Origin of the sequence: Plantactinospora endophytica, assembly GCF_016862915.1 — a bacterium.
Taxonomy (GTDB): domain Bacteria; phylum Actinomycetota; class Actinomycetes; order Mycobacteriales; family Micromonosporaceae; genus Plantactinospora; species Plantactinospora endophytica.
Genome location: NZ_BONW01000004.1, coordinates 327,019 through 341,232, shown reverse-complemented (window position 1 = coordinate 341,232; position 14,214 = coordinate 327,019). Strand labels below are relative to the sequence as shown.

The following is a 14,214-nucleotide window of genomic DNA, read 5'->3' as shown; positions in this document are numbered from 1 at the left end:
CTTACAGCGCGTCGAGGCCGCGCTCGCCGGTACGGACCCGGATGACGTCCTCGACGCCGGTCACCCAGACCTTGCCGTCACCGATCTTGCCGGTACGGGCGGCGGTGACCACCGCGTCGACCACCTTGTCGACGTCGATCTCGTCGGTAAGTACCTCGACCCGGATCTTCGGCAGGAACTCGACGGTGTACTCGGCTCCCCGGTACACCTCGGTGTGACCCTTCTGGCGTCCGTACCCCTGGACCTCGCTGACGGTCAGGCCGGCCACGCCCAGGGCGTGCAGCGCCTCCTTGACCGCGTCCAGCTGGTACGGCTTGATGACCGCAGTCACCAGCTTCATATCCAACCCCTCCATCGCAGAAACGTTAGCCGGCGACCTTCTCGCTGACCGGGGCGGCGGGCTCGGCCGCCGAGGTGCTGCTGTTCGGCGTACCGATTCCGGCCATCGCGAACGCGCCGCCGCCGCTGCCGGAAGCCGTGGAGAGGTCGTACCCGCTCTCCGCGTGCTCCGCGATGTCGATGCTGTCGACCTCGGCCTCCTGGGAGACCCGGAAGCCGATGGTCTTCTGGATCACGAAGGCCAGCAGCGCGGCGATGGCGAAGGACCAGACGGTGACGATCAGGCCGGCCAGGGCCTGCCGGCCGAGCTGGGTCGCCCCGCCACCGTAGAAGAGGCCGTCCGACGCGCCGATCACGTCGCCGATCGCGGCGTTGACGTCGTTGGTGGCGAAGAGGCCGAGCCAGAGCGAGCCGATCCAGCCGCCGACGAAGTGCACGCCGACCACGTCGAGCGAGTCGTCGTAGCCCAGCTTGTACTTCAGGCTGACGGCGAGCGCGCAGACCGCACCGGCGACCAGGCCGAGGAGTACCGCCGCCCAGGGCGCGATGAACCCACAGGCCGGGGTGATCGCGACCAGGCCGGCGATCGCGCCGGAGGAGGCACCGACCAGGGTCGGCTTACCACCCTTGATCCACTCGACGATGATCCAGCCGAGCACCGCGGCGGCGGTGGCGAGCTGGGTGTTGATGAAGGCCAGGCCGGCGACCGAGTCGACGGTGAGTTCCGAACCGGCGTTGAAGCCGAACCAGCCGAACCAGAGCAGACCGGCACCGAGCGCGACCAGCGGGATGTTGTGCGGCTTCATGACCTCCTTGGGCCAGCCGAGCCGCTTGCCGAGTACCAGCACCAGACCGAGTGCGGCGGCACCGGCGTTGATGTGCACCGCCGTGCCACCGGCGAAGTCGAGTGCCTTGACGTGCCCGTCACCGGCGCCGAGGAAGCCACCGCCCCAGACCATGTGGGCCACCGGGAAGTAGACCAGGGTCGCCCAGCCGAACGCGAAGAGCAGCCAGCCGGCGAACTTGGCCCGGTCGGAGATGGCGCCGCTGATCAGCGCGACGGTGATCACCGCGAAGACCATCTGGAACGCCATGAAGACGTAGAGCGGAACCCCGATGCCGCTCGGGTTCTCGGCCGTCGCACCCCACAGGTCCGTCTCGGCCAGGAAGGTCTTGGTGCCGAGGTATTGCCCCGGGTCGCCCCAGAAGCCGTTCACGTCCGTACCGAACGCCACGCTGAAACCGTAGAACCACCACAGAACAGAGATGAGCCCGATGGCGGAGAAGCTCATCATCATCATGTTGAGCACGCCCTTGGACCGGTTCAGGCCGCCGTAGAACAGCGCCAGACCGGGCGTCATGAGCAACACGAGCGCCGTCGACACCAGCAGCCATACGGTGTTGCCGGAGTCGATCGTCGGTGCTTCAGGCACGCTGGCCTCCTAAAGTTGGTTACCCTCCTTCCCGGCCCACCGAGGCAGCATCGCCCGTACGCCGGTTGCGCGGAAGCTTCCTGGCTGGAGGTTTCACCCGTGGTGCCCCCTTGGTTTCCGAGGCGTCACGGGTTGTTTCCAACGTGTGAAGAAGTCCGCACTATCGTTGGAACGGACGGGGGCATATCAACCGAATAGGCCACCGCAGATGTACGGAAAGCGACACGGGGTTACCTGAGCGCGTACTCCAGGGTGTGCCGCTCGTAGTCGAGCAGGCGCAGATCACGCATCGGGCGCCGAAGGTGACCCTTGTGCACGATCCGGACGAACGCCGGGTCACCGGCCGCCGCCATCCGACGGATCCCCTCGACGTGGTCCACGATCCGCTTCCGGATGGTCCGGACCAGCCGGTGCCGGTCCCGGGGGATCAGCCCGTACGCGTCGGCGAAGAGCCGCAGCCGGCGCGGGCGGTTCGGCCGCTGCCAGCCGAGGGTGTAGGAGTCCCGGTCGGAGAAGAGCGGCACCCAGGTCCAGGCCGCGTACGCCACGTCGTAGATCCGGGCGCCCGGCGAGGCGAGGTCGAAGTCGATCAGCGCCAGCGTGCCGTCCGGCCGCCAGATCACGTTGTGCGGGGCGGCGTCGTGGTGACAGATCACCTCGGTGTCCGGCGGCGGTGGCCCGAACGACCGCCAGACAGCGCTCGGCGGCGGCTGGAAGCCGTACTGCGCGTCGTGGAACATCCGCAGCATGGTGGCGACGGTGACCAGCGCCTCGTCGGTGACCCAGTGCGGGGCGAGCGGATACTCCCCGCACTCCCCCTCCAGGTAGGACAGCACCTCGCGGTTGCGCGAGTCCATCCCGAGGGCCCGGGGCGAGCCGGTGAAGCCGACGTATTCCAGATGCCGGAGCAGGGCGTGCACCGACGGGGTCCACGGGCCGGCGTTGCGCCGGACCGTGTCGCCCACGCGTACCACGGTGCTGACGTTCCCGCCGTGCAGCGGGATCTCCTGCGAAGTCACGTACGTCTCTCCCGAGGAGCGGCGCTGGAACAGGGTCACCAGGGTCGCGCCCGGGGGTGGGCGCGGTTTGTCGAACAGTCCCCCGAGATTACGCGTCCACGCCAAGCGGCTCGGTGCCGAGGAGCGCGTCGACGAACTGCGCCGGATCGAAGGGTGCGAGATCGTCGGGCCCCTCGCCCAGCCCCACCAGCTTGACCGGGATGCCGAGCTTGCGCTGCACGGCGATCACGATGCCGCCCTTGGCGGTGCCGTCGAGCTTGGTCAGCACCACTCCGGTGACGTCCACCACCTCGGTGAAGACCCGGGCCTGCTCCAGGCCGTTCTGCCCGGTGGTGGCGTCCAGCACCAGCAGCGTCTCGTCCACCGGACCGTGCCGGGAGACCACCCGCTTGATCTTGCCCAGTTCGTCCATCAGGCCGACCTTGTTCTGCAACCGGCCGGCGGTGTCGACCAGCACGGTGTCGACGGAGGCCTCGATGCCACGCTGTACCGCGTCGAAGGCGACGCTGGCCGGGTCCGCCCCCTCGGGGCCCCGGACCACCTCGGCGCCGACCCGGCCGGCCCAGGTGGTCAACTGCTCCGCGGCGGCGGCCCGGAACGTGTCGGCGGCGCCGAGCAGCACCGTACGACCGTCGGCGATCAGCACCCGGGCCACCTTGCCGCAGGTGGTGGTCTTGCCGGCACCGTTCACCCCGACGACCAGCAGTACCGCCGGGGTGCCGCCGTCCCGGGTCGCCCGCAGCGACCGGTCCAGCGACGGGTCCAGTACCTCGACCAGCTCGGCGGCGAGCAGCGCCCGCAGCTCGGTCGCGCTGCGGGTGCCGAGCACGGCGACCCGCTGCCGCAGCCGGTCGACGATCTCCCGGGTCGCCTCGACCCCGACGTCCGCGCCGATCAGGCTGTCCTCGATCTCCTCCCAGACCTCCTCGTCGAGGTGGTCCCGGGCGAGCAGGCTGAGCAGGCCCTTGCCGAAGACGTTCTGTGAGCGGGAGAGCCGGGCCCGCAGCCGGACCATCCGCCCGGCCGTCGGCTCCGGCCGCTCCACCACCACCGGCGGCTCGACCTCGGTGGGTGCCGGCGGCGCCTCGACCGGCGGGCTGAGCAGGTCCGTCGGCGCCGTCGCGGTCGGGCTGGGCGGCACCGGCGGTACCGGTGGGGCGGGCGGGATCGGCGGCAGCGGCGGAGCGGCCCGGCCACCCCGACGGGTCACCACCAGCCCGATCGTCAGGCCCACCGCGAGGAGCACCAGCACGCCGGCCACGATCAGCATGACGACGAGGTTGTCCATACGGGCGATCCTGTCAGACGCCGGACGGGTTGGCGCAGCCGCCGCACCTGTGCCGGGCTGTTACAGCCGAGTAGGCTCGCCGCGAAGCTCCGGTAACTACCCCGGCCAGCCGGGTAGGAGGATTCCGTCCACCACCCCTTCCCTCGCTCGGAGGTCGCAGCATGCCCACCGCCCGGTTGTTGATCGGCCCGATCCTGCGCCGCGTGGTCGGCTCCCGGGCCACCATCTGGGTGGAGACCAGCGCCCCGGCCGTGGTGCGGGTCGACACGCCGGACGGCGCGGCTGGCCAGGCGCCCACGTTCACCGCCTTCGACCACCACTACGCGCTGGTGGTGGTGGACGGGCTGACCCCGGGGACGGCGGCACCGTACCGGGTCTTCCTGGACGGCGAGCAGGTCTGGCCGGAGCCGGAGGCGAAGTTCCCGCCGAGCGTGATCCACACCCGGCCGGCCGGCGACTTCGGGGCCCGGCTGATCTTCGGCTCGTGCCGGGAGACCACCCAGCACGCCACGGCGCGGAAACTGCCGCCGGACGCGCTGGACGCGTACTCCCGGCGGTTGATGGCGGCGGTCGGTGCCGGACGGGCGGGCGAACGCGGCGGTCCGGCGGACGCCGCCGACGGGTGGCCGGACCTGATCGTGCTGCTCGGCGACCAGGTCTACGCCGACCAGACCTCTCCGACGGTACGCAAGCTGCTGCGCCGCCGCCGCGACCGCAGTGCCGGCGCCCCGGCCGACCAGGTGGTCAGCTTCGACGAGTACACGAAGCTCTATCTGGAGTCGTGGCGGGATCCGGAGATCCGCTGGCTGCTCTCCACCGTGCCGAGCGTGATGATCTTCGACGACCACGAGATCATCGACGACTGGAACACCTCGACGCCGTGGCGGGCCGAGACGCACCGCGAGCCGTGGTGGTCGGAGCGGATCGCCAGCGGGCTCGCGTCGTACTGGGTCTACCAGCACCTGGGCAACCTCGAACCGGACGAGATCGCCGCCGACCCGGTGTACGCGAAGGTCGTCGCCGCCGAGGACGCCAGCTCGGTGCTGCGCGAGTTCGGCGAGCGGGTCGACGCCGAGGCGACCGGCTACGACGCCGCGCTGGGCGAGGGGAAGACCCCGGCCGAGGCCGCCCCGCCCGGCCGCTACCAGTGGAGCTACTCCCTCGACGTCGGCCGCACCCGACTCGTGGTGCTCGACAACCGGTGCAGTCGGGTGCTCGACCGGAACCACCGGGCGATGCTGCCGCCGACCGAGTGGTCCTGGTTCACCGACCAGGTGCACGGCGAGTACGACCACCTGGTGGTCGGCTCGTCGCTGCCCTGGCTGCTGCCGCCCGGCATCCACCACCTGGAGTCCTGGAACGAGAAACTGGCCGACTCGCAGCGGCCCCGGGTGGCGGGTTTCGCCGAACGGCTGCGCCGGGCGCTCGACCTGGAGCACTGGGCGGCCTTCCGCCGGTCGTTCGACGCGCTCGCCCAGGTCTTCGCCCGGCTCGGCAGCGGGCCGGCCGGGCAACCGGGCGACCGGGTGGGCACCGGGCCGGCGTACCCGCCACCGGCGTCGATCAGCGTGCTCTCCGGCGACGTGCACCACTCGTACGTCGCCCGGGCACGGTTCCCCGGCGGCTCGACCAGCACTCCGGTACACCAGTTGACCTGCTCGCCGATCCACAACCAGATCCCCGGCCCGATGCGACCGCTGCTCCGGCTCGGCTGGTGGCGCGGGCCGTCGGTGGCGGCCCGGGCGCTGGCCCGGACGGCGGGGGTCCGCCGGCCACCGGTGCGCTGGCGCAAGCTCGACGGGCCCTACTTCGGCAACGCGATCAGCACGCTGCGGCACGACGGCCGCTCCGCCGAGGTGACCATCGAGGGCACCGCGCCGGACGGCACCCTCCGCACGGTCACCCGGCGCACCCTCACCCGCTGACCGCAGCCACCTCCGGTCGGGGGATCTGGTCTGCGTCGGCGGCGATCCGCAGCGCCTCGACCAGTTCCCGGTACAGCTCGTCGCCGGCCAGCAGCTCGGCATGACTGCCCCGGGCCCTGATCCGGCCCTCCTCCATCACCACGATGGTGTCCGCGTCGATCACCGTGGAGAGCCGGTGCGCCACGGTGACCACCGCCGCCTCGGCGGCCCGGTGCTGGATAACGTCGTGGATGGCGGCCTCGGTCAGCCCGTCGATCTGCGCGGTCGCCTCGTCCAGCAGCAGCACGTCCGGGGTACGCAGGATGGCCCGGGCCAGGGCGATCCGCTGCCGCTCGCCACCGGAGACCGACGACGAGGTCAACGAGGTGTCCAGGCCCTCCGGCAACGAGTCGATCTTGGCGGTGAGCCGGACCTGTGCCAACACCTGCCGGATCTCCTCCTCGCCTGCGTCCGGATAGGTGAAGAGCAGGTTCTCCCGGATGGTGCCCGGCAGCACCGGCGCCTCCTGCTCGACGTACGCGAGCCGCTGCCGGATCTGCGCGTGGGTGTACTCCCGGTACGGCCGGCCGTCCAGCAGCAGCTCGCCGTCCTGCGGCTCCAGGAAGCGCAGCACCAGGGAGAAGAGGGTGGTCTTGCCCGCGCCGGAGGGGCCGACGATCGCGGTGTGCCCCCGTCTCGGGATGGCCAGCTCGATTTCGCGTACCGCCGGGGCGGTGTCCGGGCCGTACCGGGCGGAGACCCCGCGCAGTTCGAGTACCGGATGGTCGGCGCGCTCGGCCCGGGCCCGGTGCTCGGCGCCGTGCCCGGCGGCCCGCACCGCCTCCGCGTCCGGGCTCTCCACCTCGATCGCGTCGACCTGGCGGATCCGGCCGGCCGCCGCGATGCCGGACTGCAACGTGGTGACGTTCTGGCTGACCTCGGTGATCGGGCCCATCAGCCCGAACGCGTAGAGCAGGAAGGCGATCAGGCTGGACACCTCCAACTCGCCCTCGCCGACCCGCCAGGCCCCGATGCCGAGGATCAGGATGATCGCCAGTTGGATGCCGCCCCAGACGATCGTCCAGGCCATCGCCTCCCGGCGCGCCGCCCGTACGCTGAACTTCGCCACCTCGCCCGCCTCGGCCAGCACCCGGGCGGACTGCCGCTCCTCGGCCCGGCTCACCTTCACGGTCCGGATCGCCCGCAGCGTGCCCTCCAGCGCTCCGCCGAGCCGACCCAGGTGCTCCTGGGACCGCTCGTGCGCCTTGGCGATCGCCGGCATCAGCACCCCGAACAGCACCGCGACCACGATCACCGCCCCGACGATGGTGCCGAGCAGCACCAGGTCGAGTACGCCCATCAGGATCAGCGTTCCGGCGATCATGACCGTGCCGTTGATCAGGCCGATCAGGCTCGCCGAGGCGGCCTGGTGCAGCAGTACGGTGTCCGAGGTGACCCGGGCGACGAGTTCGCCGATCGGCCGGCGGGTCACCTCCGGCACGGTGGCCCGGAAGAGGCGCCGGACGATCGACGCGCGCGCGTCCAGCACGATCCGCTCGCCCAGCGTGCCGAGCAGGATCCACTGCCACAGCCAGATCAGGCTGCCGACCACGAGCAGTACGGCAAGCGCGGTCACCGGCCCGGCCAGTGACGTCGAGCCGCCGAGCGAGTCGAGTATCCACTTGGTGACCATCGGCGAGGCCAGTCCGGTCGCCGAGCCGATCAGGGCCAGCAGCAGGCCGAGCAGCAGTTTGCCGAGATGGGGCCGTGCGAACGACCAGAGGATCCGCAGTCTCCCCCAGGAAAGTTGATCACTGTTGGTCTCTTCCGCTACAGACATGCTCTCTAGTGGAGCATGACTGTTCCATTAGGGGCAACCAATATTCAAGATGGGGGCGAAGTTGTCTAAACTTTCCGGCATGGTGGACAGAACCAGCGTCGACGTCGAGAGCCGGGCCCGGGCGCGCACCCGGCGGGCCATCCTCGACGCCGCGATAACGGTCCTGTCGCAGCACAGCTCCGCCTCGCTCGGCGACGTCGCGGACGCGGCCGGCGTCGGCCGCACCACGCTGCACCGCTACTTCCCGGAACGCGCCGACCTGCTGACCGCGCTCAGCGCCGACGTACTCGCCCAGATCGACGCCGCCGCCGAACGCGCCCAGCTCGACCGGGGGCCGGCGCCGGACGCGCTGGACCGGCTCTGCCAGGAGTTCTTCGAACTCGGCGACATCCTGATGTGTGTCTTCTCCCAACCCGAACTGATGAACACCCCGGCCTGGGAGGAGTGCAGCGACGCCGACCGCGCCCTGATCCGGCTGGTCGAGCGGGGCCACGCCGAGGGCACCCTCGACCCGGCCCTCGACCCGCTCTGGGTCCAACAGGTGCTCTGGTCCGTGCTCTACGCCGCCTGGCAGCACACCCGGGAGAACAGCGTCTCCAAGCACCGCGCCCTCGACCTCTGCCTGCGCAGCGTCCGCAAGGTCGTCGCCGCGAACCCCGGCTGACCCCTGACGGGCAGCAGGCGGGGCGGGTGATCGTGCGATCATGTGCCGATGACCTGGACCGCTCCCGATGTCGACCGGCAGCGCGCACCCGTCGTCGCCGACGAACGCCGCATGCTCGACGGCTGGCTCGACTTCCACCGGCAGACCCTGCTGACCAAGTGCGCCGGGCTGACCGCCGAACAGCTCCGCACCGCCAGCGTCGCCCCCTCCGGGCTGACCCTGCTCGGCCTGGTCCGGCACGCCGCCGACAACGAGCGGTACTGGTTCCGTCAGCAGTTCGCCCGGCTCGACCTGCCCTCGCTGTACTTCACCGAGGCGCAGCCGGACCGGGACTTCGAGGGCCTCGACGACGCGGACCCGGCAGCCGACCTCGACGCCCTGCGGAACGAGATCGAACTCGTCCGGCAGGCGGTCGCCGGACGATCCCTGGACGACACCTTCGTCGGTTCGCGCGGCAAGGACATCAGCCTGCGCTGGGTCTACCTGCACATGATCGAGGAGTACGCCCGGCACAACGGGCACGCCGACCTGATCCGCGAACGCCTCGACGGCACCACGGGCGAGTAGCGCGGGTCAGCGGGCCAGCACGGCTCGCAGATAGCGCAGGTCGGCCGGCCCGCTCCACCGGTACGCCGACAGCCCGGCGACCCTGGCCCCCCGGACCGACCGGTCCGAGTCGTCCACGAAGAGCACCTGGGCCGGCGGGGCGCCGACGGCCAGACACGCCTGCTGGAAGTACTCCCGGCTCGGCTTGGAGACGCCGAGTTTCGACGAGTTGACCACGACGTCGACCTCGTCGGTCAGCCCGAGCAGCGCCAGGTCGGCGTCGAGCAGGTCGGTGGCGTTGGTGGCCAGCCCGACCCGGGTGCCCGCCGATCTGACCTCCCGGACGAAGCCGAGCACCTCCGGATCCACGGTGCCCCGGTCGGCCTGCCACTCGTCCACCGCCGCCCGGGCCCGGTCCGCCCCACCGGCCGGTCCGGCGAGCGCGTCGACGATCCCGGCCAGCCAGTCGGCGTGACTGAGCTGCCCGGTGACCGCCGGTTGCAGCAGTGCCCCCTGCATCGCGGTGTCGTAGAGCGCGCCGGCCGGCAGGCCGTACCGGCGCTCCACGGCGGCACTCGTCTCCGGATCCCACCGGCGCAGTACGCCGTCCAGGTCCACCAGCAGTGCGGTCGGGCGTTCCCGCCGGGCCATTCAGTCCTCCTCGTTGCTCAGCCGCTGGCTGATCACCTGGGTCACGCCGCTGCGCATGGTCACGCCGTACAGGGCGTCGGCCACTTCCATGGTCCGCTTCTGGTGGGTGACGACGATGAGCTGGCTCTTCTCCCGCAACTGGGCCATCAGCGTGATCAGCCGACCCAGGTTGACGTCGTCCAGCGCCGCCTCGACCTCGTCCATGATGTAGAACGGACTGGGCCGGGCCCGGAAGATCGCCACCAGCATCGCCACGGCGGTCAGCGACCGCTCGCCGCCGGAGAGCAGCGACAGCCGCTTGATCTTCTTGCCGGGCGGCCGGGCCTCGACCTCGACGCCGGTGGTGAGCAGGTCCTCCGGGTCGGTCAGCACCAGCCGGCCCTCGCCACCGGGGAAGAGCACCGTGAAGACCTGCTCGAACTCCCGGGCGGTGTCGTGGTAGGCGCTGGCGAAGACCTCCAGGATCCGGTCGTCCACGTCCTTGACCACGGTGAGCAGGTCCCGGCGGGTCGCCTTCAGGTCTTCGAGCTGCTCGGAGAGGAACTTGTAGCGCTCCTCCAGGGCGGCGAACTCCTCCAGCGCCAGCGGGTTGACCTTGCCGAGCAGGGCCAGCTCGCGTTCCGCCTTGGCGGCCCGCTTCTCCTGCACCGGGCGCTCGAACGGCACCGGCTCGGGCTTGGGCCGGTCGTCCCGCTCGGCGGCGGCGATCTCGGCCTGGCTGGGCGGTACGGGCTGCTGCGGGCCGTACTCGGCGATCAGCGTCTCCACGTCGAGCCCGAAGTCCTCGGCCGCCTTCGCCTCCAACTGCTCGATCCGCAGCCGCTGCTCGGCCCGGGCCACCTCGTCCCGGTGTACCGCGCTGGTCAGCCGCTCCAGGTCGGCGCCGAGCCGCTTGGCCGCGCCGCGTACCTCCTGGAGTTCGGCCTCGCGCGCGGACCGGGCCGCCGCGACGGCGTCCCGGGTCTGCTCGGCCGCCGCCAGCGACACCGCGAGCCGGGTCAGCGCCTCGCGGGCGCCGAACTCGACGGCCCGGGCGATGCCGGCACCCCGGGCCCGGGCGGCCCGCCGGGCGGCGGCCCGCTCCCGGGCGGCCCGCTCGGCGGCGGCCTGCCGGGCCAGCGAGTCGGCCCGGCCGGCGATCGAGGCGACCCGCTCCTCGGCGGTACGCACCGCGAGCCGGACCTCCATCTCGTTCTGCCGGGCCTGCGGCAGGTACGCGGCCAGCTCGTCCCGCTCCTCGGTGGACGGGTCCGCGTCGATCGGGGTCGCCTCGGCCAGCCGGAGCCGCTCCTCCAACTCGGCCAGCCCGGCGAGGTCCCGCTCCCGGGCCTGCTCGGCGCGACCGCGCGACTCGGCCAGCCGGTCCATCTCGCCCTTGGCCGACCGGGCGGCGGCGCCCAGCTCGGCGAGCCGGCGGGCGGCGGCGTTGCGCTGCCCCTCCGCGTCCCGCTTCACGGCTGCGGCGGCGGCCACCTCCTGCTTCCGCTCGGCCACCTCCTCCCGGGCCTCGCCGAGCTGTTCGCGCAGCTCGGCGATGGTCTGCTCGGCGGTCGCCCGGTTGGTCCGGGCCTCCTCGACGGCGGCCTGCACCTCAATGAAACTGGGCGCCTTGGCCGACCCGCCGGCCGCCGCGTACCCGCCGACCACGTCACCGTCGGCGGTCACCGCGCGCAGTTCGGGGTTGCCGGCCACCACCCGGGTCGCGCTCTCCAGCGTGTCGACCAGTACGACGTCGCGGAGCGCCCGGTGCACCGCCGGGCGTACCTCGTCGGGGCAGCCGACCAGGTCCGGCGCCCAGCGCACCCCGTCCGGCAGGGCGGGGCGGAGCGCGTCCGGCGTGCCGATCATCCCCGGTCCGGCCTGGCCGCCGACCAGCAGCTCGGCCCGGCCGGCGTCCTGGATCCTCAGCCACCGCATCGCCTCGGCCGCCTCGTCCACCCCGGCCACCGCCACGGCATCGGCCAGCGAGCCGAGCGCGGCGGCCAGCGCCGCCTCGTGCCCGGGCGCGACGGTAAGCAGCCCGGCCAGGCTGCCCAGCAGTCCCGGCACCTGGTCGGCGCGGGCCAGCAGCGCCCCGGCACCGTCCTTGCGGCGCAGCCCCATGGCCAGCGCCTCTTCCCGGGCCTTCCAGGTCGCCGCGTCCTTCTCCGCCGCCCGTTCGGCGTCGGAGAGGGTACGCACCCGGGCCGCCGCCTCCTCCTGCGCGGCGACCGCCTCGGCGTGCCGGGCGTCGAGCTCGGCGTTGTCCCGATCCGCCTCCGAGGACTGCTCGGCTACGGCGTCCAACTCGTGCTGGGCCTGCTCGGCCCGCATCTGCGCGTCCGTGTGTGCGGCGGCGAGCCGTTCGATCTCCTCGGCCGCCGACCCGGTACGCGCCCGGGCCGAGTTGACCTGCCCGGTCAGCTTGGCCAGCCCCTCCCGCCGGTCCGCGATCGCCTTCGCCGCCGCCACCAGCGCCCGCTCCGCGTCGGCGAGCTGACGTTCGAGCTGCTGCCGGCTCTCCACCGCCTCGGCCAGCCGGATCTGGTCCTCGGTGAGCGCAGCGCGCAACTCCTCCTCGTGCGCGCGGACCTCCTCGGCCTCGGCTTCGAGCCGCTCCGGATCCCGGCCGGGACGCTCGTCGTCCGGGGTGGCGCTCAGGTGCCGCAGCCGCTCCCGGGCCAACTGCTCGGTGGAGCGGAACCGCTCGCCGAGTGCGGAAAGCTTGTACCAGGTGTCCTGGGCCCGGGCCAGCAGCGGGGCGTCCTCGGCGAGCGCCTCCTCCAGCTCGGCGAGCCGGGACTGCACCTCGGCGTGTTCCGCCTCGACCTGCTCGCGCCGCTGCCGCAGGGCCGCCTCGTCGGCGATCTCCTTGTCCAGCGTCGAGCGGAGCGTGGCCAGGTCGTCGGCGAGCAGCCGCAGCCGGGCGTCCCGCAGGTCGGCCTGGATCCCCTGGGCCCGCCGGGCCACCTCCGCCTGCCGGCCCAGCGGCTTGAGCTGGCGGCGCAACTCGGCGGTGAGGTCGGTCAGCCGGTTCAGGTTGACCTGCATCGCGTCGAGCTTGCGCAGGGCCTTCTCCTTGCGCTTGCGATGCTTGAGTACCCCGGCCGCCTCCTCGATGAAGGCCCGCCGGTCCTCCGGCTTCGCGTGCAGTACGGCGTCGAGCTGGCCCTGCCCGACGATGACGTGCATCTCCCGGCCGATGCCGGAGTCGGAGAGGAGTTCCTGGATGTCGAGGAGCCGGCAGGAGTCGCCGTTGATCTCGTACTCGCTCTCGCCGGACCGGAACATCCGGCGGGTGATCGACACCTCGGTGTAGTCGATCGGCAGCGCGCCGTCGGTGTTGTCGATCGTCAGGGTGACCTCGGCCCGCCCCAGCGGCGCCCGGCCGGCGGTGCCGGCGAAGATCACGTCCTCCATCTTGCCGCCACGCAGCGCCTTCGCGCTGTGTTCGCCGAGCACCCAGGCGATCGCGTCGACAACGTTCGACTTGCCGGAACCGTTCGGACCCACCACGCAGGTGATCCCCGGCTCCAGTCTGAAGGTCGTGCTGGAGGCGAAGGACTTGAAGCCCTTCACCGTCAGGCTCTTGAGATACACGTTCCCGATCCTCGTCCGGCGCGACCGCCGGGGGATCCCAGCGCTTTCCGGTCCGTCCCGCCTCCGGTCCGTCCCGCCTCCGGTCCGGTACCGCCTGGCGGGCCGTCAGCCGCCCGGCCGCGCCCGAACTCGGCGGAGATTGCGTGCCCCCGGTGGTGGGAGCCTGGTCATCCCGCAGGGTAACCCGGGGGCGCTGGTCCTGCGCGACGCGGCACGCACCGACCAGCGTATCGGATCGCCCTCGGCCGCCCCCGAGCCGGAAAGAGCCGCCACCTCGGTCAACCGCCCCGGAGCTGGAGCCCTCACCTCGCCGGATCGCCGTCGACCTGCCCGCGACCAGGAAACGACGGTCAGTTCGCCGGAAACAGAACTGCGCGCCGCCACAGGTGTGTCGGCGCGCGTTTTCTGGTGCGTTTCAGTTGTCCAGGCGGGCGCCGGTCGCCCGGCGCCCGGGAGCTCAGGTCAGCGCGGGCTCGGCCAGCCGCAGCAGGTCGTCTGCCTCGGCCGCCGCCGCCGCGAGCCGATCGTTCTCGGCACGCAACCGCGTCGTCTCGAACTCCAGTGCCTGAACCCTGGCACGCAGTCGGGTGACCTCGTCGAGGAGGCGCCGGTCTGGCGCCGCACCAACGTGGCCGTAGAGGGCCTTCGCCATATCGTCTCCTTGTAATGCGCTGCCGGAAAGGCCGGCCAACGCGCGCCCAACTCGTACGCGACTACCCACCCGCAAAGCGAACGCGGGCATGGTCGGGCGCGACTGGCGACACTTACATAGTGTGCCGATGTCCCGGCTGAGTCAAGTTCCACCGGGACGCGGGCCACCTGTGCCGTCGACCACTCACCCGCCGAGGGCTGCCGTGCAGGCACGAACCAGGTCATTGTCCGGACGACAGGAGTCTATCCCCGGTCGATGTCCGGAATGACGACGGCCCTGGCCAGCGGCACGATCCCGCC

At 72.0% G+C, this 14,214-nt stretch carries 11 protein-coding genes; 3 read left to right on the top strand and 8 right to left on the bottom strand.

What is annotated here, in order from left to right:
* Position 1 precedes the first annotated feature (1 nt).
* The 4 genes from Pen02_RS07235 to ftsY all read right to left on the bottom strand — a co-directional run bounded on the left by Pen02_RS07235 (position 2) and on the right by ftsY (position 4,079).
* Positions 2–340 carry a P-II family nitrogen regulator gene (locus tag Pen02_RS07235; RefSeq protein WP_196205300.1) on the bottom strand — a complete coding sequence of 113 codons (339 nt, stop codon included), beginning with the start codon at positions 338–340 and terminating at the stop codon, positions 2–4.
* 25 nt (positions 341–365) lie between these two features.
* On the bottom strand, positions 366–1,772 hold the full coding sequence (locus Pen02_RS07230; protein ID WP_203865132.1) for an ammonium transporter: 1,407 nt from the start codon (positions 1,770–1,772) through the stop codon (positions 366–368).
* Between the two features lie 230 nt (positions 1,773–2,002).
* Positions 2,003–2,833: an aminoglycoside phosphotransferase family protein gene (locus Pen02_RS07225; protein ID WP_239140206.1), complete on the bottom strand. Its 831-nt coding sequence runs from the start codon at positions 2,831–2,833 to the stop codon at positions 2,003–2,005.
* A 46-nt stretch (positions 2,834–2,879) separates the two neighbouring features.
* Positions 2,880–4,079, bottom strand: a complete 1,200-nt coding sequence (gene ftsY / locus Pen02_RS07220) for a signal recognition particle-docking protein FtsY (RefSeq protein WP_203865130.1) — start codon at positions 4,077–4,079, stop codon at positions 2,880–2,882.
* A 161-nt stretch (positions 4,080–4,240) separates the two neighbouring features.
* On the opposite strand from ftsY, the gene Pen02_RS07215 reads away from it, so the two are divergent.
* Complete coding sequence (locus tag Pen02_RS07215; RefSeq protein WP_203865129.1) at positions 4,241–6,004, top strand: alkaline phosphatase D family protein; 1,764 nt, start codon at positions 4,241–4,243, stop codon at positions 6,002–6,004.
* Here Pen02_RS07215 and Pen02_RS07210 read toward each other — a convergent pair.
* Entirely contained in the window at positions 5,994–7,823 is a 1,830-nt protein-coding gene (locus Pen02_RS07210) for an ABC transporter ATP-binding protein (RefSeq protein ID WP_203865128.1), read from the bottom strand. The two genes, Pen02_RS07215 and Pen02_RS07210, sit on opposite strands and share 11 nt — an antisense overlap.
* Before the next feature lie 79 nt (positions 7,824–7,902).
* Here Pen02_RS07210 and Pen02_RS07205 point away from each other — a divergent pair, with 79 nt between their 5' ends.
* Both Pen02_RS07205 and Pen02_RS07200 read left to right on the top strand, forming a co-directional pair.
* Positions 7,903–8,487, top strand: a complete 585-nt coding sequence (locus Pen02_RS07205) for a TetR/AcrR family transcriptional regulator (protein WP_203865127.1) — start codon at positions 7,903–7,905, stop codon at positions 8,485–8,487.
* Positions 8,488–8,535: 48 nt separating this feature from the next.
* On the top strand, positions 8,536–9,054 hold the full coding sequence (locus Pen02_RS07200; RefSeq protein ID WP_203865126.1) for a DinB family protein: 519 nt from the start codon (positions 8,536–8,538) through the stop codon (positions 9,052–9,054).
* Between the two features lie 6 nt (positions 9,055–9,060).
* Here Pen02_RS07200 and Pen02_RS07195 read toward each other — a convergent pair whose 3' ends face one another.
* The 3 genes from Pen02_RS07195 to Pen02_RS07185 form a co-directional block, all read right to left on the bottom strand.
* Positions 9,061–9,684: an HAD-IA family hydrolase gene (locus Pen02_RS07195; protein WP_203865125.1), complete on the bottom strand. Its 624-nt coding sequence runs from the start codon at positions 9,682–9,684 to the stop codon at positions 9,061–9,063.
* Positions 9,685–13,263 (bottom strand): chromosome segregation protein SMC, encoded by a 3,579-nt coding sequence (gene smc, locus Pen02_RS07190; protein WP_203865124.1) that lies wholly within the window; start codon positions 13,261–13,263, stop codon positions 9,685–9,687. It abuts the gene before it with no gap.
* Between the two features lie 457 nt (positions 13,264–13,720).
* On the bottom strand, positions 13,721–13,915 hold the full coding sequence (locus Pen02_RS07185; RefSeq protein ID WP_203858414.1) for a hypothetical protein: 195 nt from the start codon (positions 13,913–13,915) through the stop codon (positions 13,721–13,723).
* Between the last annotated feature and the right edge of the window lie 299 nt (positions 13,916–14,214).

What these genes read in the sequence shown, in the direction of transcription:
- Pen02_RS07235 (WP_196205300.1), bottom strand. Translation starts at nt 340, where the DNA reads ATGAAGCTGGTGACTGCGGTCATCAAGCCGTACCAGCTGGACGCGGTC.
- ftsY (WP_203865130.1), bottom strand. Translation starts at nt 4,079, where the DNA reads ATGGACAACCTCGTCGTCATGCTGATCGTGGCCGGCGTGCTGGTGCTC.
- Pen02_RS07215 (WP_203865129.1), top strand. Translation starts at nt 4,241, where the DNA reads ATGCCCACCGCCCGGTTGTTGATCGGCCCGATCCTGCGCCGCGTGGTC.
- Pen02_RS07210 (WP_203865128.1), bottom strand. Translation starts at nt 7,823, where the DNA reads ATGTCTGTAGCGGAAGAGACCAACAGTGATCAACTTTCCTGGGGGAGA.
- Pen02_RS07205 (WP_203865127.1), top strand. Translation starts at nt 7,903, where the DNA reads ATGGTGGACAGAACCAGCGTCGACGTCGAGAGCCGGGCCCGGGCGCGC.
- Pen02_RS07200 (WP_203865126.1), top strand. Translation starts at nt 8,536, where the DNA reads ATGACCTGGACCGCTCCCGATGTCGACCGGCAGCGCGCACCCGTCGTC.
- Pen02_RS07195 (WP_203865125.1), bottom strand. Translation starts at nt 9,684, where the DNA reads ATGGCCCGGCGGGAACGCCCGACCGCACTGCTGGTGGACCTGGACGGC.
- Pen02_RS07185 (WP_203858414.1), bottom strand. Translation starts at nt 13,915, where the DNA reads ATGGCGAAGGCCCTCTACGGCCACGTTGGTGCGGCGCCAGACCGGCGC.